The 25584-nt window shown below is 36.9% G+C and carries 28 protein-coding genes; 3 read left to right on the forward strand and 25 right to left on the reverse strand.

Going from position 1 to position 25584, the window contains the following annotated elements; all coding sequences use genetic code 11:
* Positions 1–93 precede the first annotated feature (93 nt).
* Together GFO_RS15330 and GFO_RS15335 are read left to right on the forward strand one after the other, a co-directional pair.
* Positions 94–1023, forward strand: a complete 930-nt coding sequence (locus GFO_RS15330) for an HU domain-containing protein (RefSeq protein WP_041250166.1) — start codon at positions 94–96, stop codon at positions 1021–1023.
* A gap of 56 nt (positions 1024–1079) precedes the next feature.
* Positions 1080–1592: an acyl-CoA thioesterase gene (locus GFO_RS15335; RefSeq protein ID WP_011711098.1), complete on the forward strand. Its 513-nt coding sequence runs from the start codon at positions 1080–1082 to the stop codon at positions 1590–1592.
* Here the strand turns inward: GFO_RS15335 and GFO_RS15340 are convergent, their stop codons facing one another.
* The 22 genes from GFO_RS15340 to GFO_RS15445 all read right to left on the reverse strand — a co-directional run bounded on the left by GFO_RS15340 (position 1593) and on the right by GFO_RS15445 (position 21622).
* Positions 1593–2219, reverse strand: coding sequence for a hypothetical protein (locus tag GFO_RS15340; protein ID WP_011711099.1), 627 nt, complete (start codon positions 2217–2219; stop codon positions 1593–1595).
* Positions 2203–2892 carry a hypothetical protein gene (locus tag GFO_RS15345; protein ID WP_148264633.1) on the reverse strand — a complete coding sequence of 230 codons (690 nt, stop codon included), beginning with the start codon at positions 2890–2892 and terminating at the stop codon, positions 2203–2205. Before GFO_RS15345 ends, GFO_RS15340 begins: the two co-directional genes overlap by 17 nt.
* A gap of 57 nt (positions 2893–2949) precedes the next feature.
* A complete protein-coding gene (locus GFO_RS15350; protein WP_011711101.1) occupies positions 2950–4179 on the reverse strand; it encodes a murein hydrolase activator EnvC family protein in 1230 nt (409 codons plus the stop codon).
* The gene (gene lolB1 / locus GFO_RS15355) at positions 4176–4946 is read right to left on the reverse strand and encodes a lipoprotein insertase outer membrane protein LolB1 (protein WP_011711102.1); all 771 of its coding nucleotides are present in this window, start codon (positions 4944–4946) and stop codon (positions 4176–4178) included. Before lolB1 ends, GFO_RS15350 begins: the two co-directional genes overlap by 4 nt.
* On the reverse strand, positions 4946–6310 hold the full coding sequence (locus tag GFO_RS15360) for a tetratricopeptide repeat protein (protein WP_011711103.1): 1365 nt from the start codon (positions 6308–6310) through the stop codon (positions 4946–4948). Before GFO_RS15360 ends, lolB1 begins: the two co-directional genes overlap by 1 nt.
* Before the next feature lie 8 nt (positions 6311–6318).
* On the reverse strand, positions 6319–7329 hold the full coding sequence (locus GFO_RS15365) for a sugar phosphate nucleotidyltransferase (protein WP_011711104.1): 1011 nt from the start codon (positions 7327–7329) through the stop codon (positions 6319–6321).
* 20 nt (positions 7330–7349) lie between these two features.
* Complete coding sequence (locus GFO_RS15370; RefSeq protein WP_011711105.1) at positions 7350–7979, reverse strand: hypothetical protein; 630 nt, start codon at positions 7977–7979, stop codon at positions 7350–7352.
* Positions 7980–8040: 61 nt separating this feature from the next.
* Positions 8041–8475, reverse strand: coding sequence for a dUTP diphosphatase (gene dut / locus GFO_RS15375; RefSeq protein WP_011711106.1), 435 nt, complete (start codon positions 8473–8475; stop codon positions 8041–8043).
* 3 nt (positions 8476–8478) lie between these two features.
* Positions 8479–9930 (reverse strand): oligosaccharide flippase family protein, encoded by a 1452-nt coding sequence (locus GFO_RS15380; protein WP_041250167.1) that lies wholly within the window; start codon positions 9928–9930, stop codon positions 8479–8481.
* Between the two features lie 60 nt (positions 9931–9990).
* Entirely contained in the window at positions 9991–10434 is a 444-nt protein-coding gene (locus GFO_RS15385; protein WP_011711108.1) for a hypothetical protein, read from the reverse strand.
* Between the two features lie 136 nt (positions 10435–10570).
* Positions 10571–11431: an ATP synthase F1 subunit gamma gene (gene atpG / locus GFO_RS15390; RefSeq protein ID WP_011711109.1), complete on the reverse strand. Its 861-nt coding sequence runs from the start codon at positions 11429–11431 to the stop codon at positions 10571–10573.
* Between the two features lie 115 nt (positions 11432–11546).
* Positions 11547–13127: a F0F1 ATP synthase subunit alpha gene (gene atpA, locus GFO_RS15395; protein WP_011711110.1), complete on the reverse strand. Its 1581-nt coding sequence runs from the start codon at positions 13125–13127 to the stop codon at positions 11547–11549.
* Between the two features lie 44 nt (positions 13128–13171).
* Positions 13172–13726, reverse strand: coding sequence for an ATP synthase F1 subunit delta (gene atpH / locus GFO_RS15400; protein WP_011711111.1), 555 nt, complete (start codon positions 13724–13726; stop codon positions 13172–13174).
* A gap of 3 nt (positions 13727–13729) precedes the next feature.
* The gene (locus tag GFO_RS15405) at positions 13730–14224 is read right to left on the reverse strand and encodes a F0F1 ATP synthase subunit B (protein ID WP_011711112.1); all 495 of its coding nucleotides are present in this window, start codon (positions 14222–14224) and stop codon (positions 13730–13732) included.
* An 84-nt stretch (positions 14225–14308) separates the two neighbouring features.
* The gene (atpE, locus tag GFO_RS15410; protein ID WP_011711113.1) at positions 14309–14530 is read right to left on the reverse strand and encodes an ATP synthase F0 subunit C; all 222 of its coding nucleotides are present in this window, start codon (positions 14528–14530) and stop codon (positions 14309–14311) included.
* 24 nt (positions 14531–14554) lie between these two features.
* Complete coding sequence (gene atpB / locus GFO_RS15415) at positions 14555–15655, reverse strand: F0F1 ATP synthase subunit A (RefSeq protein ID WP_011711114.1); 1101 nt, start codon at positions 15653–15655, stop codon at positions 14555–14557.
* A 135-nt stretch (positions 15656–15790) separates the two neighbouring features.
* Complete coding sequence (locus GFO_RS15420; RefSeq protein ID WP_011711115.1) at positions 15791–16174, reverse strand: hypothetical protein; 384 nt, start codon at positions 16172–16174, stop codon at positions 15791–15793.
* Positions 16175–16390 carry an AtpZ/AtpI family protein gene (locus tag GFO_RS15425; RefSeq protein WP_011711116.1) on the reverse strand — a complete coding sequence of 72 codons (216 nt, stop codon included), beginning with the start codon at positions 16388–16390 and terminating at the stop codon, positions 16175–16177. It abuts the gene before it with no gap.
* The gene (locus GFO_RS15430) at positions 16371–16769 is read right to left on the reverse strand and encodes a bactofilin family protein (protein ID WP_011711117.1); all 399 of its coding nucleotides are present in this window, start codon (positions 16767–16769) and stop codon (positions 16371–16373) included. Before GFO_RS15430 ends, GFO_RS15425 begins: the two co-directional genes overlap by 20 nt.
* 12 nt (positions 16770–16781) lie before the next feature.
* Complete coding sequence (gene porW / locus GFO_RS15435) at positions 16782–19322, reverse strand: type IX secretion system periplasmic lipoprotein PorW/SprE (protein ID WP_011711118.1); 2541 nt, start codon at positions 19320–19322, stop codon at positions 16782–16784.
* Positions 19323–19416: 94 nt separating this feature from the next.
* On the reverse strand, positions 19417–20127 hold the full coding sequence (locus GFO_RS15440) for an ABC transporter ATP-binding protein (protein WP_011711119.1): 711 nt from the start codon (positions 20125–20127) through the stop codon (positions 19417–19419).
* A gap of 10 nt (positions 20128–20137) precedes the next feature.
* A complete protein-coding gene (locus GFO_RS15445) occupies positions 20138–21622 on the reverse strand; it encodes a DUF5687 family protein (protein ID WP_011711120.1) in 1485 nt (494 codons plus the stop codon).
* Between the two features lie 96 nt (positions 21623–21718).
* Between GFO_RS15445 and GFO_RS15450 the strand changes: the two genes are divergently transcribed.
* Positions 21719–22768 carry a ferredoxin--NADP reductase gene (locus tag GFO_RS15450; protein ID WP_011711121.1) on the forward strand — a complete coding sequence of 350 codons (1050 nt, stop codon included), beginning with the start codon at positions 21719–21721 and terminating at the stop codon, positions 22766–22768.
* A 77-nt stretch (positions 22769–22845) separates the two neighbouring features.
* Here the strand turns inward: GFO_RS15450 and GFO_RS15455 are convergent, their stop codons facing one another.
* The 3 genes from GFO_RS15455 to GFO_RS15465 form a co-directional block, all read right to left on the reverse strand.
* Positions 22846–23913: a glycosyltransferase family 9 protein gene (locus GFO_RS15455; protein ID WP_011711122.1), complete on the reverse strand. Its 1068-nt coding sequence runs from the start codon at positions 23911–23913 to the stop codon at positions 22846–22848.
* 5 nt (positions 23914–23918) lie between these two features.
* Positions 23919–24527, reverse strand: coding sequence for a DUF4254 domain-containing protein (locus tag GFO_RS15460; protein WP_011711123.1), 609 nt, complete (start codon positions 24525–24527; stop codon positions 23919–23921).
* A gap of 110 nt (positions 24528–24637) precedes the next feature.
* On the reverse strand, positions 24638–25561 hold the full coding sequence (locus GFO_RS15465) for a DUF6427 family protein (protein WP_011711124.1): 924 nt from the start codon (positions 25559–25561) through the stop codon (positions 24638–24640).
* Positions 25562–25584 lie beyond the last annotated feature (23 nt).

A 25584-nucleotide genomic window follows, 5' to 3' on the forward strand; every position in this document is an offset into this window, starting at 1 on the left:
CAATTTGACTAAAATTACAGAAAAAAACATTTGTTAATAAAATTTCTTTAGGTAACTTTATAGCACTACCAATAACCTATATTTTTGCAACCAATGAATATTTCCAGCTACATCCAGGATTTGCTTTATAGATATGAATGCGTGGTTTTGCCCGGTTTCGGTGCTTTCCTTTCGCAAAAGCAATCAGCATACATAGACGATCAATCCAACGAATTCTTCCCTCCTAATAAGGTTATTTCCTTTAACAGGCAGCTGATTAAGAATGACGGTTTACTAGCAAATTATATTGCAGATGCTGAATCTGTGAAATATGGTACTGCAAATAATATGATCCAGGAGTTTGTTTATGATCTGGAAAATTCTTTGCAAAATGAAGCTAAGGCCGAACTGGCCAATATTGGAAAACTATATCTGGATAGTGAAGACAGGCTTCAATTTGAACCTTTTACAGAGATTAATTTCCTGACTCAATCTTTTGGGTTGGATTCTTATAAAACGATTCCGGTTCAACGGGAAGTTTACAAAAAACAGGTGGAGGAAATTGAGGAAAAAGCGCCTCTTTTATTCACTCCGGAAAGAAGAAAATCTTCTCTTCTAAAATATGCTGCTATTGGACTTATAGCTCTTGGAGTTTCTAGTTTCGCAGGTTTGAATATTTATAGCAGCCAGGTTTCTAAGCATAATATCGCTGAGCAACAGGAGGCTGAAAGCCAGCTTCAGGAACAAATACAGCAGGCAACCTTTATAATTGACAATCCTTTACCTGCGGTTACTTTTGAAGTAGAAAAGCAGTCTGGAAACTATCATATTATTGCCGGTGCCTTTAGAGTGGAAGAAAATGCTCAGAAGAAAGTTGATGAACTGCGTGAAGATGGCCATAAAGCAAGGCTTATTGGAGCCAACAAATACGGACTCCATCAGGTGGTATATTCCAGCCACCAAGGCCGAAGAGAAGCCATCAATAAACTTTACGAAGTAAAAAGAACGAATGAAGCTGCCTGGTTATTAGTTCAGGAACTTTAATACTTTCTTAACGGCATAAGCTCCAAAATCCTCCTTACTTTTGCAAAAAAATTGATATGGAGGCTAAACCACCAAGCGAATCACGTACTACCTTAACCGATCTTGTTTTACCTAGTGAAACTAATCCACTAAACAATCTTTTTGGAGGTGAGTTACTTGCGCGTATGGATCGTGCTGCCAGTATTGCTGCAAGAAGACATAGCCGAAGAATTGTTGTTACTGCATCTGTAAATCATGTAGCTTTTAATAAAGCAATTCCTTTAGGAAGTGTGGTAACTGTTGAAGCAGTAGTTTCAAGAGCTTTTAAGAGCTCTATGGAAATCTACATAGATGTTTGGGTGGAAGATCGTGAAAGTGGCCGTAGAACCAAAGCAAATGAAGCGATCTATACGTTTGTTGCTGTTGATGAAACCGGAGTTCCAATTCAAATTCCTGCTTTGGCACCAGAAACCGATTTGGAAAAAGAACGTTACGAAGCTGCTTTAAGAAGAAAACAATTGAGTCTTGTTCTTGCTGGAAAGATGAAACCAACGGAGGCTACGGAGCTAAAAGCTCTTTTTGAGGATTAATTAGCCACCGGGGTTCTGAAAATTAAACCGAAGGCCTATTCCTATTGTAAACAGAAAGTTATTGTTAAAGTAAGAATCCCTTGCTGCCGAAGTTTCAATATTGGTAAAATCATAGTCTATCCCGGTTTTTAGAAAAATACCGAATGTCTTATCCAATCTTCTGGCAATTTCTGCGGAAAGCCAAAGCTTCCCGCCATCTTCGCTAAACTTATCTTCTGCAGCTGTATAAACATTGGAAATGATTCCTATCCCCGATTTATAATGTAAATTCCATTCTTTATTAATAGGCTTATAATATCCAAAATCGGCGCCCAGCAGATGAAAAGTACCTCGCTGGAAATTCCCTGTAGCTGAAATATTCTCTGGATATATGCGATGTACGGCAACCCTTGCGCCCAGTGTAAATTTCGGTTTAAAAAACCAGTTAAAATCCAGGGCATAACCCGGATCAAATTTATAATTGGAATACACTGAACTCCCCAAACTTACAGGATAATATATTTCAGCATTAAAAAATACGGTTTCGGGATTTTCTGAATATTGGTTTGAATACCTGTTCTCTTCCTGCGCATTTAAAGCAACAGCTAAAAGGCTGAAAATCAGAATAAGCTTAATATTCGAAATCATAGGAAGTGTTTACAGCATTTACAGGGACAACAATTTGCTCTACAGGGTTTTCTCCTAGCCCATACGTAAAAATAATCTCTGACTCCTCCATAATGTATAAACTCAGTGAAACGGGATCACTATCTGGCCTATGCTCCCTTAAAGAAATAAAGTTAGCACCTTCATTCGGCTGGGCTACAAAAACCCCATCTTCATAAACAAAATTTTGAACCGGCTGTTCATATTGCAGCCTATAAATCAGGGTGTCCCCAACCCCGGAAGTATTTGAAATATTAAACTGAAACTCCAGTCTTCTGGCGAGCGATATCTCTTCCAAATCATAAAGCGGTGCATGATTCCCGGTAGGATCATAATAATACAGGGAAGCATATCTGGAATCATGGTCTAATTCCAATGGATTTACGGCTAATATAAGCCCATGAGAATAGGTGTCAAGCGAGTTAAAGTTAAAATCTCCATTTTCATCAGAATGGCCTTTTCCCAATATCTTATCTGTATTGGAACCAATCCTGGCCTCTCTGGAGCCTATTGAAAATATTTCAACTCCCTTAACAGGAGCGTCGTCTAAAAATACTAATGAGCCCCTAACCTCTATACGCTTGTTTTCTTCAATAAGAACTTCGTCACAAGCATAAAGGGAAAGTAAAACGAGTAATAAGAGGATTTTTTTCATACCCACAAAATCATATTCTATAGATACCAAAGTACATAAAAGGTTGCGTTAAATAACTTACATCCTGTAAATCCAATCTCCAGGATCCATTTTCTGGTCATTTTTATAAAGTAAAAAGTGCAGTGTAGTCTTGCCAGTAGTTCTACTGGTGGCAACCTCCCCAATTTCCTGTTCGGTAGTTACCTTATCCCCTCTTTTTACATATACTTCCTGAAGGTTATTATAAATGGTAATATAATCACCATGTCTAACCATAACCGCCTGATTTGCTCCTTTTACCGCCTGAACTTCACTAACGGTTCCGTTAAAAACCGCACGGGCTTTACCGCCTTTATCAGTATCTATACGCACCCCATTGTTATTAACCATGACAGATCTTACCACCGGGTGCGGCTGCTTTCCATAACGCATGGTTACTACCCCAGATTTAACAGGCCATGGCAATTTCCCTTTATTGTTATTAAAATCGGTTGCAAGTGCTTTTGCCGCCGGAGTCAATTCAAAGGTACTTCTGGAAGTTGAACCGCTACCGCTTTCCTTATTCGCTTTAGCAATAGATTCCCGAATCATTTTATCTATGGCACGGTCTATCTGATCAATCTCACTTTGTTTCTTTCTTATTTGTGTAGCAAATTCTCCCTCACGTTTTCTAATGGTAGCCATTAAGGTTTGCTGGGATTTTCTATTCTCTTCCAGCTGTGCCCTTGTTTTTCTATTTTCAGCAATAAGCTTTTCTTTTTCTTCTTTTTGCTGAACAAGTCGCGAATTAAGTTCTTGTAGTTCTCTTGTATTTGCCTTTATTTCTTCTCCCTGCTGCTTGCGATAGTTGGTATACTGTTTCATATACTGAAGTCGCTTGTAGGCCTGCAAAAAGTTCTCTGAAGATAACAGAAACATCACTCTACTTTGTTGGGATTTACTTTTATAAGATTTCTCTATCATTCGGGAGTAATCCTCTTTCAGTTTTTCAAGTTCCTTTCTTAACTGACCGATTTTATTGGTATTGGTATTGATCTCCCGGGTTAATAAATTTGCCTGCTGATTGGTAAGTTTAATAAGATCTTCGGTACTTCTAATCTGTTGATTTAAATCTTCCACCTGCCCCAATACCGAACTTTGTTTCTTTTGATTCGAAATTCGGAGTTCATTGATCCTGCTTATCTCATTCCGAAGTTCGATCCTTCTCTTTTCGAGATCTTCACGATTGGTTTGGGCATTGGCCAGATTATAGCCAAAAAATAAAAACAAGAAGAATAATAGGGATCTTGAAAACTTTAGTTTGATCATTTTAAACTGATTTCTTCGTAACCGGATGGAATGTCAAATGGAAAGCTAACTTCCTCATTAAATGAAATATTTCTGTAAGTAAGATCAATATTAGTACTTGAACCTCCTTCATTTGCAATGATCTTTATATTTTCAGGAAAAACCAAACCGTCTATTTCCTGATAGTCTGAATAGGTAACCGTTAATCCCCGATTATCAAGTCCCTGTAATAATTGCTGCGCCTCTGCCTTTAGATTTGACGGATTTAAAAGAAACATTTTTTTCATTATTTCCCCATTGTCATTTACAAACTGAAAACCACGAGGGGATTGTGTAAAATTATATTCTTCTTCACGAAGATCATAGATAGCCTGCCCTATTAATAAATTTTGAAGTTTTTGAAAATCAAGCGGAGTTCCCAGAAAGTCACTTACCAGTCTAAAGTCTCCGTCAAAATAAGTTTGAGTCACTTTCTCATAGTAACTTACACTAGTTGGCGTGATATAAGCCTTCGCTACTGGAAACCCAAGAATGCTGGCGCTCATCCAAATCGCTTTATCTTTTTCCATTCTGAAACTAAGATTTACAGACTGTGTTCTTTCATCATTCTGATATACGGCACGGAGTTTTCCCGAGGCTGTTTTAAATTGAGTTTCGGCAGTATAATGCTTTTTTATTACTGAAACTGCTTCAGCATTCTTCGTAGCGATCTTCCCGGTAGATTTTCTACTACCACAGGAAATAACTACAACTGAAAGTAGGATTAGGGCAACTATTCTTTTTAACATCAATTAGTTTCTTTTTTTAAATTTTCCGCTTTCTGGCGATATTCTTCAGCTTTATCTGCATTTTTCATACCACTGTAACTTATTATAAGCTGGGAATAAAAATCAATTTCCATCAATGTATCGTCTATAAGGTAATCAAGGCCATCTTCTAAACTTTCCTTAGCCGATTCAAAATCCATTAATTTATTGAGAGCGACTGCTTGAAATAAGTAAAGCATGGGCTGGGAAGGAAATCCTTCTAAAGCTTCTCCACTTAAGCCTTTTGCAGCTTCATATTTCTCAAATTCCAATTGCAAAAGAAGCGTATTCTTGGTTAATTCAAAGTTCCCCGGATTTTCTTTTAAACCCAACTCAAAAAACTTCAAGGCATCCTCACGATTGTTCCTTTTTAAATAGTATCGCCCAAGCTGCTCATAAAGCTTTGGAGCATCTTCCCACTCGGTAAGGTTTCCGGCAACTTCAATTAGATCTTCTTCATATGTTGGATTCTCCTGAACAAAATTCAAAAAATCATTTAAAACCTTAAATTTTGATTCTGCATCTATCTCCTCACTTTCAAAAACAATCTTCATGGAAGCTACAGCGGCTTCGGTATCACCTTTACTCAAATAAAACTTATACAGAGCAAGATGAGCCAGTGTTGAACCGGGATTCGTATCCAAAAGCTCCTGTGCAACTTTAAAAGCCTCTTCATCTTCCCCATTTTCACTGTAGATATAAATGAGATTTAGATAATTTTGTTCAACATCAGGATTATCTGAAATGCCTTGTTGAAGATTTTCTATTTGTGCAACGGTATTGTTCGTACGTGCAAAAATTTGGCGTCTCAATGAATTTCTGTAAGAATTGGCTCCAAGTTTAGTATCCAACTCATCCAGTAAACTCAATGCCTGTTCATAATTTTCATTCAGCAAATAAAGATTTGCAAGATCCTGTTTGTAAGCTTCATCAATTGGAATTAGCTTCTTCAAGGTTGTTATTGCTCCATCAAAATCTTCGGTCATCCTATAAGTCTGGAATAGATATACCAGGATAGACTCTTTTTGAGGTTCCAGCTCACTCGCTTTTTTGAAATTAGTAATGGCCTGTTCAAACTGTTCAAGCTCCTGGTAGTTCTTTCCTAATTCAAAATAAACAACAGATTTTTCTGTATCCAGCTTAAGGCATTTTTCTAAAGCAATGATCGCTTTTTCATAGTTTTCAATACCTTTTTGCTTTAGAGCTTCAAAAAAATATTCCTGAAACTCATCACTAACATTGCCTAGATCGTCCTGATTAATATCCTGAAAAGGCTGCGGCAATTCCTGCGAATTAACGGGAATCGCCAGCAAAGCCATCAACAGGATGAAAATCAGTTTCTTCATTATAAATTTTATTCTAAAACGGAAAAGTCTCCAATACTAATCTGAGTGAATTCCCCATTAAATTTAGCATGATTTCCGATCATCGCATTATCAAGCTTCGCATTTTTCACCTCTGCAAAAGTTTGAATAAGACTATTCTTAACCGTTGAATTTTCAATTTTTGTCCCATTTCCTACTGAAACATTCGGGCCAATCTTGACATTGATCAACTCTACATTTTCACCAATATAACATGGCTCGGTAATTTCAGAATCCTTGATCTTTACTGAATCTGAAATCAACTTTTCTCCATCTTGATGAAGAAAATTAAGCATTCTACCGTTAGTCTCTACGGTTACATTTTTATTTCCGCAGTCCATCCATTCATCAACTTTCCCGGGAACAAACCTTAATCCGTTTTTTCGCATCGCCTCGATCCCGTCGTTGATCTGATATTCTCCGCCTCTGGTTAATTTCGCGTCTAATACATTCTGAAGTTCATTTTTCAAAACCTCAACATCTTTGAAATAATAGATCCCGATAACTGCAAGATCTGATACAAATTCTTCCGGCTTCTCCACCAAGTCTGTGATCTCGTTATTCTGATTAAGTTTCACCACCCCATAAGCTGAAGGATTTTCAACTTTTTTAACCCACATTACGGCATCTGCTTCTTTGTCCAGGTTAAAATCTGCTTTAAAAAGTGTATCTGCATAGGCCACAACAGCAGGACCAGTCAAAGATTCTTTAGCACACATGATCGCATGCCCTGTTCCAAGTGGTTTATCCTGATAGTAGATCGTGCCTTTAGCCCCAAGGCTGTTGGCAATTTTCATGAGATCTTTTTCAACCTGCTCTCCAAAATCCTCTCCGATTATAAAAGCGACTTCATCTATTTTCTCATCCAAAACCTTCGCGATATCTTCTACAAGACGATGTACAATTGGTTTTCCCGCTATAGGAATTAACGGTTTTGGTACGGTTAAAGTATGTGGACGAAGTCGTGAACCACGACCTGCCATTGGTACAATTATTTTCATTTTAAATTTTTTTGTGATTTTTATTTTAAATATCCTTTACTTCTAAGGTCTTTGTGAATTTCATTAATATTTTCTGGAATTTCAGCCTTTAACAACCAATTAACGTCCAGGCCGTTGTAAATAGCAGATCGCATCAGATAATCATTATTGCCTATAAGTTTTCCCAGTTCTTTCAACTGATCTTCAAATTCAAGAATATAATCATCATGCAATTTATCTATAAGGAGCATCACCTTGAATATTCTGGAAATGATAGCCACGCAAAATTTTCTTGATTTACCAGGTGTTACCTTCAGGATATTATCCCTGTTAAGTTTCACAATTTCTTCCAGCAACAATAAATTCAGACTTACTTCCCCAAATTTGTCTTTAGTAATTTTCACATGCTCTGTAATCTCACCACTTAGGTAACGAACATCCATATTCAAATATCCTATGGAATAAAACCTTTCTGATATTTGCCGGGCACGTTTTAAGACCCTTGTTTCCATTTCCTGCCTTTGCTGCCCCACCGTACTGGTATTTACAAGCTCAAAATGTAAACGGTTAGCCAACATCAAATCTTTTTTCAGCAGCCTAAGGATTAATTTGTCTTTTTCCCTATCAGGCAGATGAGCAATGGCTTCTTTAAATTCTTTATCGAATTTCATTCAACACTATTTACAGAAAATTTTTTAAAACAGCTTCTTTTTGTTAAGGAACGCTCTTTAATTATTCGTGACCTGTACTTCCAAAGCCTCCAACTCCACGCGAAGTTTCACCTAAAATGTCTACTTCTTCCCAGGAAATATGTTCGTGTTTTGCAATGACCATCTGAGCAATTCTTTCCCCATTGTTCACCACAAATTCTTCATTGGACAAATTTACAAGGATCACGCCTATTTCTCCGCGATAATCGGCATCAATTGTTCCGGGTGCGTTAAGTACAGTGATTCCTTTTTTTGCAGCCAGACCGCTACGTGGTCTTACCTGTGCTTCAAAACCTAAAGGCAGTTCCATAAAAAGCCCGGTTTTTATGATCGCTCTTTCTAAAGGTTTTAAAGTAACCGGTTCTTCAATATTTGCCCGAAGGTCCATTCCGGCTGAAAAATCTGTTTCGTAATGCGGCAATTTATGTGCCGACTTATTAATAATTTTTATGTCCATGAATTAAGATTGTATGATTTTGAGAATTTGTTTTTTTTCTGAAAAATAAACTATCCCAATAAAAAGTAATAATAACGGTATTCCCACGAAATAATTTCCGCGAAATACATAAAATGAAAGTGCCGATATTATGATTGAAAGGAATAAATAACCTCCTATCTTTTTTATATTATACGGAATTGGATAATACTTCTGACCGAAATAGAAGGAAAGCAGCATCATTAACCCGTAAGCAGCCAGCGTTGCAATTGCAGATCCGGTATAACTTATCACAGGAATAAGCCATAGGTTTAATGCAATGGTAAGCACAGCTCCCGCAAGTGAGATATAACCGCCAAATTTTGTGCGATCTGTGATCTTATACCATACCGAAAGGTTATGATATATTCCCAGAAACAAGTTCGCCAAAAGAATTAACGGAACAATTTCCATCGCTTCCCAGTATGTGTCATTCTGAATTAAAATTAGTTTCAGAAAATCTACAAAGACGATGACCCCTACCAGAATTAAGCTTCCAAAAACCACAAAATAGTTCGTGATCTGAGCATAAGTTTGAGCGGCGTTCTTAGATTCTGCATGACTAAAAAAGAAAGGTTCTATCCCGAGCCTAAAAGCCGTGGCGAAAAGCGTCATGAATAGCGCCAGTTTATAACAGGCAGAATAAGCTCCAATTTCAGACCTTGCAATATCCTCTGGCAATAAATAGTCAAGCATAATCCTGTCAAAAACCTCATTAATGGAAAAAGCGATCCCTGCAATAAGAACGGGAAAAGCATATCTCATCATAGATTTCCATAAAGTAGAATTGAATTTAAAATCAATCTTTATATAGAAAGGAAACATCAATAACAACGTGAGTGAGCTAGCGATCAAATTCGCAATGAAAACATAGCTAATCTCGAAGTCTGGAATATATATAGTTTGAAAAATTTCTGATCCTTCAGCCAGGTCTTTGAGAAAGAGTAAGAAGAAAACATTTAGACCTAAATTCACCGCAACATTTAGAATCTTTATAATTGCATAACGCATGGGCTTTTCTGAAGCTCTTAACCATGCAAATGGAATGATCACTAAAGCATCCAGCAATAAAATCCAGATGGCCAGGTTGATATATTGTATGGGTATTCCTGTGATTGCCGAGATCCATTCCTTAGAAATAAATGCTATCCCAAAAAATAATAAAGAAGAAATAACCAGGGAAATTCCTGAAGTACTTAAAACTTCTCTTTTATTCGATTGTTTATTATAAAACCGAAAAAAAGCGGTTTCCATACCGTAAGCCAGAATTACATTAAAGAGCACGAAATAGGCAAAAATCACCGAAATTTCACCGTATTCTTCTTTCGGTAAAATTTCGGTGTATAATGGAACTAATAAGAAACTGAGCATTCTTGGCAACACAGTTGCCAATCCGTAAATAAAAGTTTGCTGAAAGAGTTTCTTAAAAGTACTCAACAGGAGTAGGTTGGTTTATTACAAATATCTGAATAAATCAGGAGTATAAAAGCTTTAGCCTTATTCCTTTTCCACAATTCCTGTTAGCTTATAGTATTTAATCTTATCATTCTGAGTGAAAACTAAAATAGCTTCGTCTTCTTCTATAGAGAATGGGCTTTCTTCAGGCAATTGAGGTGGTTTATTGCCATATTCTTGCTTTGGGTCTTCATGCATTACCATATCATCGCTTCCCATGCGGAAATTCGCCACATAAAGGTTTGGCTTTTCCTGACTCTTTTCAAGTTTAGATTTCATTCCATGAAAATACACAGCATCCATGCTAATTCTTTGATCCTGAATTGCAGTGATTGGAATATTTAATTCTATTCCATTGGAGTTATAGGTGTAATAGACCTCATTAAACTGTGCAGGAGAACGTTCCTGAAGGTCTTTATTGCTTCCGCAGGAAGCAAATAGCGTTAGTATAAAGATTCCGGTAGTTAAAAGTAGTGCATTTTTCATCTCGTCTGGTTTTTAGATTTGAAGGTATAAAAACAAAACCCATACCAAATAAAAAAGCCCTCTAAAATGAGGGCTATTTTTATATTTAATTTATAGTTGCAAGGTTGAGATTCCTCGCTACGTTTTGAATGACAAACTATCCATTAAGAGCCTCTGCTCCACCAACGATCTCAAGGATCTCATTGGTAATGGAAGCCTGTCGTGCTTTGTTATAAGAAAGCTTAAGATCATCTCTAAGTTCTGTGGCATTCTCTGTAGCCTTATGCATCGCCGTCATACGTGCACCGTGTTCTGAAGCAAAAGAATCTCTAAGCGCTTTAAATAATTGCATTTTTAGAGATTTTGGAATCAGATCTTTAACGATTTCCAATTTTGAAGGCTCAAAGATATAGTCCAGTTGTTTGTTCTCTTCAGAATCAAATTGTTCGATAGGCAAAAATTGTTCATGCTGAACAATTTGCGTAGCGGCATTTTTGAACTGGTTGTAAACCAGAACGATCTTATCATACTTCTCATCAAGGAACAACTGCATCAATTCTTCAGCGATAGCTGAAGCATTTTCAAAGCTTAGATCATCATAGATCTCATTATTATTCTTATGAATATCATATTCCTTTTTTAGAATATCGTTGGCCTTTTTCCCAACGGTATAGATATCTATATTTTTGGCTTTGTAATCGTTCTTAGCCTTGTACTTAACCGCTTTTATGATATTGGTATTAAAAGCACCGGCCAGTCCCTTATTTGATGAAATAGCAACGATCAAAACATTTTTTACCTCGCGCTCCTCGGCGTATTTACTGCCCGCATCATCATCTAATGTAGCACTTAAATCCTGTAGCAACTGGGTAAGCTTTTCAGAATAGGGACGCATTTGGGTAATTGCATCCTGAGCCTTGCTCAACTTTGAAGCCGATACCATTTTCATGGCTTTGGTAATCTGCATCGTTGAAGATACCGAAGTAATCCTGCTACGTAATTCTTTTAAGTTTGCCATTTTTATTTAGTATTGAGTATTGAGTAATTATCTGTTGGTAATTACTCAATACCTTTATAATTTCATTTGTAAATACAATAATTTGGGACCTAATCTCAAATCTTAGTACTCAATACTAGTTTTTGTATTTAGCTGAAAGTTCTTTAGCCGTCTGAGTCAAAGTATCAATTACTTCATCAGTTAATTTTCCTGCTTTAAGAGTATCAAGTGTATCTCTGTGTTTTGTATCAAGATATGCAAGATAATCTCTTTCAAACTCCTTTACTTTTTCTACTGGTACATCTCTCAACAAATTCTTAGAACCTGCATAAATGATCGCAATCTGGTTTTCTACCGGGTAAGGATCGTTTTGTCCCTGCTTAAGGATCTCCACGTTACGCTTACCTTTAGAGATCACGCTCATGGTAGTTGGATCAAGATCAGATCCAAACTTAGCAAATGCTTCAAGTTCACGATACTGAGCCTGATCAAGTTTTAACGTACCTGCAACTTTCTTCATCGACTTGATCTGAGCGTTACCACCCACACGAGATACAGAAATACCCACATCAATTGCAGGACGTACCCCCGAGTTAAATAGATCTGAAGTTAAGAAGATCTGTCCATCTGTAATGGAAATTACGTTGGTTGGAATATATGCTGAAACGTCACCCGCCTGAGTTTCGATAATTGGAAGAGCGGTAAGTGATCCGCCACCTTTCACCTTGTCTTTAAGACTTTCAGGAAGGTCATTCATTTGCTTAGCGATCCCATCATCATCTATCACTTTTGCTGAACGCTCCAGTAATCTTGAGTGAAGGAAGAATACATCCCCAGGATATGCCTCACGTCCCGGTGGACGACGAAGTAAAAGGGAAACCTCACGATAAGCAACCGCCTGCTTAGAAAGATCATCAAAAACGATCAATGCAGGACGACCTGTATCTCTAAAATATTCACCAATCGCTGCACCTGCGAAAGGAGCATATACCTGCATTGGAGCAGGATCTGATGCGTTTGCAGCAACAATAGTAGTATATGCTAAAGCTCCTTTATCTTCTAATGTTTTAGCAATCGCCGCAACGGTTGAAGCTTTTTGACCAATAGCTACATATATACAATAAACCGGCTCGCCGGCATCGTAAAATTCTTTCTGGTTAAGAATGGTATCAATACAAACGGTAGTTTTACCTGTTTGACGGTCACCAATTACCAACTCACGTTGTCCTCTTCCTACCGGTACCATCGCATCGATAGATTTGATACCTGTTTGAAGTGGCTCAGTTACCGGCTGACGATAAATTACCCCAGGAGCTTTACGCTCCAACGGCATTTCAAAAGTTTCACCTTCAATTGCACCCTTACCATCAATTGGAGCTCCTAAAGTATCAACCACACGGCCAACAATTCCTTCTCCAACATTGATAGAAGCGATACGCTGAGTTCTTTTTACTGTAGAGCTTTCTTTGATCTCATTTGCAGGACCTAAAAGTACTACCCCAACATTATCTTCTTCAAGGTTTAGAACGATTCCTTCAAGTCCGCTTTCAAACTGAACCAATTCGCCATATTGAGCATTCGCCAGTCCGTAAACGTTAGCAATACCGTCACCTACGGTTAGAACGGTACCCACTTCGTCTAGAGAGGCCTTGGATTCAAAACCTGATAATTGTTGTTTTAATATTGCTGATACTTCAGCAGGATTTACTTCTGCCATAATTATTCAAGATAAAATGCCACATTAAAATGCGACGGTTTTAATTAAATTTTTGAAACGTATGTGTTGTCTTTTAATTCTCTTTCCAGTCTTCGAAGGTTTCGGGAAACGCTTGCATCATATTGCAAATCTCCAACCCTTAACACAAAACCGCCAATGATGTCTTCATCAATGACACTTTTTAGACTCGCTTCTGAACCTGTTAACTCTTTTACCTTAGAGAGAATAACAGCTTCAAGTTCTTTATCTAGCGGTACCGCAGTAGTTACAACAGCCTGCCGTACATTATTCAATTCATTAAATTTAATGATATACTGTCTTGCCACTAAATGAAGAATACCAATTCTTCCGTTTTCCAACAGAATATCAATCGCGCCTTTGGTAATAGTATTAAGATCCTTGAATATTTCAAGTAAGGCACTTTTCTTAGTACTATCTTTAATTACAGGACTAGTAAGCATATTTTCAAGATCCCTGCTATTTACAACAGTTTTGGAAATTGAGATCATATCCTCATTAACAGCTTCCGCTGAGTTCTTATCCTTTGCTAAAGAAAGGATCGCCTTTGCGTAACGTTGTGCGGCTCTGGTTCCTCTCATAACTTAATTTAGCTTAGCATCACCAATCATCTTTTCGATCATCTGGTGTTGTTCATTTTTGCCTGAAAGTTCTTTACGAACAATCTTTTCAGCGATTTCTACTGAAAGCTCCGCTACATGATTTTTCAATTCAGCCATCGCAGATTGCTTTTCAAGCTCAATGCTTCTTTTAGCATCTGCAACAATTTTATCAGCTTTTACTTTAGCCTCATCAGAAGCATCTGTAATTACTTTTTCTTTTAACTCACGGGCTTCTTTAAGGATCGCATCTCTTTCTGCACGAGCTTCTTTTAAAAGCTGCTCATTATCAGATTGGAGGTTCTGCATTTCCTTACGTGCCTTTTCAGCTGAAGCCAACGCATCGTTAATAGATTGTTCCCTATTTCTTACTGAACCAAGAATAGGTTTCCAGGCGAATTTCGCCATAAGGAAAAGCAATATTAAAAACACGATGGTTTGCCAAAAGAACAAGCCAATTTCGGGAGTTATTAAATCCATAGTTTTAAATAATAATAGTTAAAAACATCATTTAAAGAAGTCCTTTCGCAACCAACCGTTGCGAAAGGGACTCTTTGAAATTAATTATCTTAATACACCTAATAAAGAGGCAACCACTCCAAAAAGAGCAACACCCTCTACAAGTGCAGCAGCGATAATCATAGCTGTCTGGATCTTTCCAGAAGCTTCTGGCTGACGTGCGATAGCATCCATGGCAGAACCACCAATTTTACCTACACCTACTCCGGCTCCAAGAACCGCTAGTCCAGCTCCTAAAGCTGCAAGACCTACATACAATAATTCCATAGTTGAAAAAATTAAAAATTAAAATTAATGATGTTCATGTTCCTCAACTGCCATCCCGATAAACAGGGCAGACAGAATCGTAAAAATAAACGCTTGAAGGAATGCTACTAACAATTCCAGTACTGTTATAAATAAGGCAAAGGGAACCGAAACTCCTGCAATACCCGCATTTTCTAAAATAAATATCAGTCCAATTAAACTTAGAATGATAATGTGCCCTGCAGTAATATTCGCAAACAAACGAATCATAAGTGCAGCAGGCTTAATAAGCAACCCTAGTCCTTCCACTACTGCAAGGATTGGCTTTACCCAGGTTGGAATACCAGGCATCCAAAAGGTGTGCTTATAAAAATCTTTATTTCCGTTAAAGATCATGATCAACATAGTGAAAAGACCTAAAGAAACGGTGACAGCAATATTACCAGTTACGTTAGCCGCACCAGGCAATAATCCCATTAAATTCGTAATCCAGATAAAGAAGAATACCGATAAAAGAAACGGCATAAACTTCATGTATTTTTTTTCTCCAATTTGAGGCAAAGCAATTTCATCCCTAACAAAAAGAACCAAAGTTTCTAACACATTGTTGAATCCTTTTGGTGCATGCTCATTCTTTTTATGATGTCTTGCAAGACTTGTAAAGAAAAGAAGCATTAAAATCACTGTAAGAAACATCGCAGCGACATTCTTGGTAATCGAGATATCCCAAGGTTTTGAAGCATTCAAAGGATGGTGTTCCGCATCGAATTCTACCCCTTCGGCATCCGCATCTAACTTGTAAATATCTTCGTGTAGATTTACAAAACGCATCCCGTCTTTTTCCACCACGGTATGCCCTTCGGTATCATGATGAAAGTCACTGGACATAAAGGTTACAAGTCCACCATCAGTATAAAGAATCACAGGTAATGGAAGTGTAACAGAGCTATCACCTTCTCCAAAGAAATGCCATTCATGGGCATCCCCGATGTGGTGCATGATCATCTCAGTTGCATTAAACTCTTCTTCAGCCTCCTGAAGTTCAGTTTTTTCCTCTCCATGCTCCTGAGCAAAGGAAAATAATGGGAAAATGGCAAATGCTAATGCAAAGTACAAGCTAATCACTAAAGATTTCTGTGCTGTCATAGTACCTGGTCTACTTAAAAATTATGGGCTCTAAATTTCCGTGCAAAGGTATACTTTTAATTTTTATCTGAAAGCCCCCCGTATATTTTTTTACTTCATTCAGGCATTTTAACGATTTTCCTGAAAGACAGTTCGTTATTTAGTATTGATAAGCTTCACCGCATATATAGTTTCAAATATCAGAAACAAAAAATATGGGATGAAAAATAAGATCAAATCTTCAAACGGATTGGGAACATCGTTCAGCATCATTGGTAAAAGAAAAAGTACCGCCGCCAACATTTTTAAAAGACTACATGCCATAAATGCAAAACCCGTCTTATCGCTAAAAGATTTGTTTACAAATACCAGGAACAAATAAATAAGAAAGGTCGCGACTATATGAAAAGAGTAAACAGCTAAAGTAGTATAGTAGAGATCGATATTCAACAAATAATTTACTACTGCAAACTGAGCTATAAAAAGTAAGATTGAAAAAGGAATAAAAAGTTTGAGAAAGGAAATTAATTTAGCTTGCATTTAGTCGTCTTCATTCAAATTTTTAACTGCACGATACACCTGATAGAGTGCCACAAAAACACCTAGCAGCGATAAAGAAATAGTATATGCAGAATATTTATTTGGAAATTTTCCATCTAACCAGATTCCCACAAAAACTCCCACAGCTATTATAATGCCCATTTGAAAGGCAATATTAACAAACCCGAGATATTTATTACGCTGATCTTTTTTCATTCCCTGTTTTAAGAGGCTTTACCCCGCCATTCATTTCACAAGTTGCATTAAAAACCACCCCAGGTTCTACAGCAAGCTTTCCAGCAATTACTTCCCCTTGAATATTAGCTGTCCCTTTTAAACTAAGAACTCCTTTTACAAATATCTTCCCTTTAAAACTTCCCTCGATATCTGCATTTTCACATTCCAGTGTTCCGTTTATTAAACCTCCTTCACTTATCACCACTTTTCCCGGGGTCTTTAAGCTGCCTTCCAGGGTTCCTTCAATCCTGAAACAGCCTTTTCCTGAAATTTCTCCAGTGATAAGTGTTCCAGCAGCAATTCTATTTTGTTCGTTATGATTAGGTGCAGATTTGGTCTTTTTGGTATCAGAAAACATAGTAGGTAGGGTTTAGTTATTGTCCAAATAATCTCTTAAATTTTTCTTAATTTGTACAATTCTATAATTTTCTGCGGACATGGCAAAAGCTTCCCGCCCTATTTTATAATTTTTGTTTTCTCTTAATAATTCCTGAAAGCCTAGTGATTTTGATTGTGTCTCTAATCCATGAACTACCACAAAAGTTCTTTCAGAGTCATATACATCAATAGAAACATTGAGTTTTTTGTAATCTAATTCTGATATGGCTTTTTCAATAGAATCCTTTAATTCAGCTGTTTTTTGAGCTTCCATATTTTCAACTGGATAGATCAGTTTAAATTTACTTTGAAGACTATCTGAAGAAAATTCAAGTGTCTTTAATTCCGGAATTGCTTTATTTATGATATCCTGAGCTTTTTGACCTTCCTGGGTTTGTGGATAGGTTACAGCTACATAATTTAATGCCTGTTCGTACGCATCTATGCCTTGAATTCTTGCGGTTGCCCTTGCCTTTAGAAGTTCAAATTTTGGCACTATGGGATCTCCGGTGAAACGCGAAACATATTCATTCGATTTCTGAATAACGTCCTGGTATTTCTGATTTTCATACTCCCGAAACAAGTTATTGTAAAGTACTTCCGGACTATTCTCATCTCTTTGAATACTCTCCGGATTTTTGATAAAAGCAGCATAACGAGAATCAGAATAATTCTGAAGAATATCATTTCTAATTTCTTCCTGATCTCTTAATCTACCCTGCGCTTCATAGATTTTATACAAATTGTACTTTGCCGGCAAGACCAATCGTTCCTGAGGTTGATTGCCTAACAAAAACTCCAGTCTTTGCGCAGCCAGATCATATTCTCCATAATTCTCATTATAAATCACTCCTAACTGATAATAGGCTAAATTCTGCTGTGTAGCCAAACTATCTAAAACCGATCGCTCCCCGGGTATCTGACTCACATACGTCATTGGATCATAAATTGGATCGTTATCAAGATTTATATCCATTAATCTTTCCTGAGGATTGATAGAGCTTTGATTTAAAGCTGAAGAACCCCATCGCCAATTATCTGCAAGCTCCCTACTTCCCCAAACACGCAGAAACGACTGGGCTCCTTTTGAAACGCGGAGTGGATTATAAAAATAAAATGAATTTCCTGAATTAGGCTGCCCTGCAGGAGGAACGTTAGCAGAAGGAAAATTATTCTGAGGGCCGATACTGGCCGTATATACCGGTAAATTTCCTGCTTCCATATCTTTAACTGCTTTTACCCTTAAAGCATCGGTATATTCAGTAAAATAGGCAATACGTGCATCTTCAGACAAACCTGCCAATCTTAAAATACTGTCGGTTTCCTCTGCTATCTGCTCATATTTAATTACATCATCGAGATTCGTTCTTCTTTTCTTAATCGTTCTGTACTCTAATAATTCCGGAGACATAAAAGTAAGCGTGCTATCATAGTATTTCCCGGATGCCTGATATTCAGCCCGATCAAAATTAATATTGGCAAGTATTTCGTAATTGATAGATTTCAGATAAATATCGCTGGATGGAGACCTTAGAGATTTATTATAATATTCTAAAGCCGTATCAGTAGAGTCAATTCTGCTGTAATATTCCCCTAACTGAAAATAAATTTTATCAAGATATGGCCTGTTCTCTCTGTCCTGTTCAAGTTCTGTAAGCAGGTCCAGCAAATATTGATTATTGCCTGAATTAAAATCATAGTTTTTGGCCTTCTGAACATAGGCATTCACAAAGTAAATTCGAGGAGATTTACGATTTAAATCAATCACCTTATCAAAAGCTGCATTGGCGGTAGCAGTTTCTCCCAAACGATTATGAAGCTGACCCAGAATATAGAAATAACGTCCTTTTTCGGCATTAATATCGGTAAAATCGGCAGCGGTATATAAGGGTGCAACCGCACTATCAACCTGTCTTAAGTTTATATATGCCTGGGCGATACTGGCATTGGCATCTGCCAGATCTTCATCTTTCAATCTATCTGAATCAAGAATTTTTTTAAGATTTTTAATCGCCAGTTTTTCATTTCCAATCCTGATATTGGTCTTTTCACGCCAGATTCTTGCATGATTGATATTATCACTGGCCGGATATCTATAAAGTATATAATTGAAGGCATCTAAGGCGGGAATAAATCTTTGATCAAAATACCTTGATTTTCCCAATAGAAGATAAGCCTCATCCATTTGAGGATTGCGTTGCTTCCCTCCAATCAACATGGAATGCTTCTGAATTGCTTTTACAGCTTTCTCTTCTGCTCTGCCAAAATTTTGATTCCGAATACTGTCTGGTAACAAAATCTTATTATCAACCGCTAATCTTTCAACCGGAAGAATATCCCAGTAATTATCGGCATAATTTTGATTGATTTCTTCCCTGCCCTGTTCGAGTGCAATCTGCCCGTTATATAGAATATTGTATTCAGCAGTCACCGCATGATAATTGCGACTTATAAAGGTGTCTTTCTTTCTGGAACAGCTAAAAATAGCCGCAGAAAGAAAAATAAAAAGAGTAAATCTGGTAAACGTATTCAAAATGAACCTATTGTGGTATCATGAATAACTTTGATACAGCTGGTTTAGTATGTAAAAGTAAACTTCTTTTTCTAAACTCCAATAGCTGATTTTGCTAGCCTTCGGCGATTTCCCTTGAAAAGTATTCTTCAAGTTCATTAAGGGTAGCTTCTGAAGTCTCCATGTCTTTAACAATAACTCCTTTATCCAGCACCACGATTCGCTCGCAGACTTCGGTAACGTGAATTAGATCATGACTTGAAATTAGCACGGTGGTACCTGTAGTTTGAGAAAGTTCCTTCAGTAGCTTTTTCAGCCTGATCTGGGTAGTTGGATCCAGATTTGCAAAAGGTTCATCTAAAATCACCACTTCGGGATCTCCAATTAAAGCAGCTACAATCCCCACTTTCTTTTGATTTCCTTTAGAAAGATCTCTCAGGTATTTCTTTCGGCCTATAATTTCGCCATTAAATAAATCTTCAAATTGAGTGAGAAAAGAATCAATATCAGCTTTATTTCTGTTTCTCAATTCACCAATGAAGTAGAAATATTCTTCCGGAGTTAAATAACCAATGAGAAAACTTTCATCTATAAAAGAAGAGGTAAAAGGTTTCCAGTCTTCGCTTTGGCTTACCGTTATTTCATTATTAAAAATATTCCCGGTACTTGGTTGAATAAGATCCAGCAGTAAGCTAAAAAATGTCGTTTTTCCAGCTCCGTTATTTCCTACCAATCCAAAATTCTGTCCTGAAGGTATATCCAGATGTTCTATATCCAGCACCTTGTTTCCGCTATATATTTTTGAAAGATTTGTTGCAGTTATCATTGTAAAAATTTTAGTCTCCTTTTTGTTTAAATCCCTGTATCATCACATATTTTCTCTGGCGATATCTCTGCGCAAGGAAATTAAGAATTGCTGGCCTTAATAAAAGACCTATTACCCCAAGTCCGGCAAGCACTCCCATGGCCACTTCATAGTTCACAAATTTATTAATAAGCCAGAAAAACAGGATTGGAACCAATAACAATGGCAGACTTACCAACCATTGTGTCGCTCCCGTTCCCTGGTAATTCATAAACGGACTTTTGTCCAGATCTATGGCTTTTTTATTGTAAGATCCCGCATATATAAGCAATGGCACATTAACGCCCATATTATAAATAGCACAAGCAATATTGAGCAATAAAATATTCCACCCAAAATATACATAAGGTGTGGTTAAAATAGCTAATACCGCCACACTAAAAGTAATCAAGCCCATTTTTGAAGCAAGATATTGTTTCATGGGAATATTCTGGGCCATGATCATAGGATAGTAGGAGGAGTCCCATGAAGGAACAAATTGTCCGAAATTAATCATAAAAATACCAGTCATAAAAATACCCACAAATACAAAAAATGACGGCATATCCTGGTAAGTATCATTTGGATAGAATATAAGCCCGTAACTCAAAAGAATTAACGACATATAAATGGTAGTCTTCGGTCTTTTATTTCGCCAAATGAGTTTAAGATCCTGCTGAAGAAATGGCGCTATACTTCCAAATCGCTTTGTCCAACCAAATTCTTTGGTATCGGCTGTTTTATTCTTTCCTTTTAAACCTGAATCCAGATAAAATTTTCCCAGTAGATTTTTATAGTTCCAGATATATAAAACAATGAGCAATACAAAAGGAACTATTGCAAGAAAGGGATTTAAATACACAAAATTCAAAATTTCTCCAAAGTAACCTCCCAATTCAAAAATCTCCAGATAATCTAAAAGTGCAAGGACTACACCAGCTACCAATACCGGAATAAGAGCCTTCAAATTCTCAGTAAATCGTTTTTTTATAATAAAATTGAAATAATTAACACATAAGGTTATCAAGTACATGGCGATCATCCAGCCAAGCATATTTGCTACAGGATAGCCTTCTTTGAGAATACAATACAGCCCAAAAGGAATAATTAGTAATAAGGGAAGGAGGTTATAAAAGGAAAAAAGTGATTTTATCAATACAAAATTCACGACTTTATTTTTCTTAAATGGTAATATCAATAATGGTTTAATATCAATAACCGGTAAGGATTGCAACATAAACCTAAAAAGCAGTTCAAAAGAGAGGTAAGTGAGTGCAAAAGCGTTTACCACCTTCAAAGGATCCTGTTGCGGATATATTTCTTTTAACATTGGAAATAGCGCTATTCCTAAAAACAGGAACATCGCTGAAAAATACAAGGCCAGGAAAGCCATAAGAATTTTTAGTCCCAAACTTTTTCCAAAACTGGCAGATCTGAGAAAAGATTTCCACTCCAGCCAGATGAACTTTTTAAACATAAAAGATGCTATTTATTGAATTGGTATAGAAATTTAAACTTTTGTTACATTTCTAAAACCGAACTACTTTGTATTTTTGCGCACAAATAAAAAATAATGAGTCAGTTCTATCCGCTAAAAATAAAGGAAATAATTCGCGAAACATCACAAGCGGTAAGTTTATCTTTTGAGATCCCGGAAAACTTAAAGGAAGAATTCAGTTTTTCTGCAGGACAATATATAACCATTAAGACCAGGGCTGATGGGGACGAATTACGAAGAGCTTATTCTCTTTGTTCCGCCCCGGGTTCCGAAGATTTCAAAGTAACGGTTAAGGAGGTAGAAGGCGGAAAGTTTTCTGTGATTGCTAATAATAATCTTAAGGCAGGTGATGTCCTGGAAGTTCATCCACCTGAAGGAAAGTTTATTTTTAAACCGGGAGAAAGCAGAAATAATTATGCAGCTTTTGCTGCGGGAAGCGGGATCACACCTATTCTTTCTATCATAAAAACGATGCTTCGAGATGAACCTCTCAGTAGATTTGTGCTTACCTATGGAAATAAATCTGTAGATGATACCATTTTCTTCAAGGAGCTATTAGAACTACAGACTAAATTTCCGGATAGATTATTTGTAGAGTTTGTTTACAGTAGAACCAGAGAAGAAAATTCACATTTTGGCCGGATAGAAACCAGTACGGTAAATTTCGTGGTGAAGAATAAATTCAAAGATCATCCATTTGATAAATTTTATCTGTGCGGACCTGAAGAGATGATCAACCATGTTTCCGGCGTGCTAAAAACTAACGGAGTAAGTGAAGATCAAATTTTATTTGAACTTTTCACCACTACTGTCGAAGAAAAAGAAATTGAAGGAGATACAGACGGCCAGACCACGGTAACGATTACTGTTGATGATGAAGAATTCTCATTCCCGATGGATAGATCTGCGGTTGTGCTGGATATTGCGCTGGAAAATGATATTGATGTGCCTTATTCCTGCCAGGGCGGGATTTGCAGTAGTTGTATGGCGAGAATTACTGAAGGTAAGGCTGAAATGAGCAAGAACCAGATCCTTACAGATGAGGAAATTGAAGAAGGTTTTGTATTAACCTGTCAGGCGCATCCCACAACTCCTACTCTAAAAGTGGATTTTGATGATGTTTAAATTCATCCGGACCCCGGTAAAAATAGTTCCGACCTCTCCCAGGGAGAGGTTCATGCAGAAGTATTGAAATAGAATTTTTAGAGATTCTCCAGAATTTTCTGAACAACCTTTTCCGGGGGAATGCTGCGCATTACCTCATCGTAGCCCTCCGGTACTTTATTTCCATACACCGAAGTTGGAATTTTTGGATATTGATCCAAATCTGGTAAAATACAATTCTCTATTGGCTGGTTAAAAGCTTTAAAACCGGTATATGGGTGGGTCACACCCCAAATACTAACAACCGAAACCCCGAAAATAGCTGCCAGATGAGCATTCCCACTATCCATACTAAGCATTGTATCCAGATTGGAGATAAGGCTTAATTCTTCTGAAAATCGAAGTTTCCCAACTACACTTTTAGTATTCTTAAATTTCTGTTCCCAATTCTCTAATTGCTCTTTCTCGGTATCACCTCCTCCAAACAGGATGATCTTGATATCTCCCCTGGAAGAGAGACCAGCAAGTACTTCTTCCATCAAATCTGTAGGATAACATTTGGACCCATGCTGAGCAAAAGGAGCGATTCCAAGCCATTTCTGGGATTGTTTACCAACAATATCCAGAACTTTAGATAAAAGTTTTCTTTTTGGAGGTATTTTATATCCTGAAAGATCTAAAGGAAAACCAAGTGCTTCAAAAACATCGGCATAGCGCTGATGAGTAGATTTTAGCTGCCTGAATTCCTTATTATTATCGCGAGTAAGCGCCTTCTTTTCGGCCCTTCCCTTATCTATTTGTTTGAATTTAATTCCGTAGAAATAAAACAGGGATTTAAGAACGTTTGTACGTAAAACATCGTGCAGATCTGCTACCGCATCAATCTCTTCATCACGTAGCTCTGTAGCTAAAGTCCCGAGACCCAAAACACCACTATGAACGCCTTTTAGATCTGCATCATACACACTTACGTTTGGCAAATGGCTAAAAAGCGGTATAAAAAAATTCTTGGTAAGTACGGTAACTGTTAATTCTGGATATGTATCCATCAAAATACTAAGCACCGGGACTGTCATGGCAACATCTCCCATCGCAGAAAAGCGTATTGCCAAAATGTGCTGCACTTTTTTGCCATTATCAGCTAAAAGTTCTTCTGAGCTGCCCATAAAATCTATTTATTACCTCGAAGTACCGGATTTAATTCAGCATCATTATACATCTTCATCTGCTTGTAAACCTTCATATATTTTTCACCGTTTTCAATGGCTTCCAATAATTGATTGATCGCTGTAGAAAGATCTACTCTCTGTTCCAATAGAACATCCAGTTTTGCCTTACATTTCATCTGATGTTCCTGAGAAGCATCTTTTCTATCAGCTTCTTCAGCCATATGATAGATCTTCAGCGCAAGAATGGAAAGCCTGTCTATGGCCCATGCAGGACTTTCAGAATTTAAAGTAGCATCGGTATTAGGTTCAGCATCTTTATATTTTTCTAAGAAGTAACTATCAATATATTCAACAGTATCGGTACGATCCTGATTAGAAGCATCAATTTGCCTTTTTAGAGTTAAAGCAGCCACAGGATCTATATTCTGATCACGTATAATATCTTCATAATGCCACTGGACAGTATCTATCCAGCATTTCCTGTAAAGCAAGTGCTCTAAAAGATTTTTTTCAGCATCGTAAGGATTCTTAAAATCCTGATATACATCATCCTTTTCATGATATTTTTCTATTACTTCCTGGAAAATCGTATTGGCCTTATCTGAAAACATAGCTTCTAATTCTTGGATTATATACTGACGAAATGTGTAAAATCACATTGAATACAAAGATATTATTTTTGAGAAGAGTTCAGGTTGAAACTGGCAGGAAACATTCATATTTAAACAAAAAATGCTACTACAAAAGGCATAATTATTAAAGTTATTAGAATAATCTCCTTTAAAATTTTATCTTTTTTATTGTCAAAATAATTTGAAGAAATAATACTTAAAGGCACAAAAAAGAAGATAAGTTCACTTCCATTTTTTGTAGGGGAAAATAAGCTAACCGCAGCAGCAACTAACAGACTGAAAATGATCAGAGTTAAAACTGGTCTTCTGGTAATACTTGCTTTTTGAATAGATGAAAAATACTGAAATAATGTCCAGATTAGCAGTCCCAGAATGATGCTTAATGGAATGAGCAATTTTAGATCGCCATACCTGGTAAAGTCAAAATTACTGGCCTGAAACCAGTTTGAAAATGTATAAAACTCATCATAGGCGATCAAATGAAAACAGATGGTAAGCGAAACTACCGCCAAAAAAGCAACGAATGGTATAAGCCAGTTCTTAAAATTTGCCGCGAAATTTAAGATTGCGAAGAATACAATAAGAAAAAACAATGCAGACCAGAAATGATAAAGTGTAGCAATACTAATCCAGAAAGTGGCATCAAAGATCTTTTTCTCTACGAATTTATGAGATCTCAGGCTAATAATTCTCCGCATAGCGAACAGCACACATAAATTGGAAATTATAACCGATTCATTCTTTAAGAGACTACCAAAAGAAATGCAAAATATCGCAAATAATAAGGTTTTATAGGCGCTTCGCTTCGTGAGTTCATTCTTTTTTGCAATAAAATTAAGCACCAACAAACTTAAAACCAGTAAAAGCAACACTCCCAGTTTTTCAAAAAACTCCAACCAGTTAAAACCATTTATCCAGGCAGAAAAATTAGCTCCTATATAGAAAATACAGAGCAATACAATAACTACCGAAAGGTTTATAGGCTTTGATTTATTAAAAAAGCTTGTTAGCATTGGGGTTTTTTATATTTTTGTAC

The sequence above is a fragment of the Christiangramia forsetii KT0803 genome, from assembly GCF_000060345.1.
In the GTDB taxonomy this organism is placed as follows: Bacteria; Bacteroidota; Bacteroidia; order Flavobacteriales; family Flavobacteriaceae; genus Christiangramia; species Christiangramia forsetii.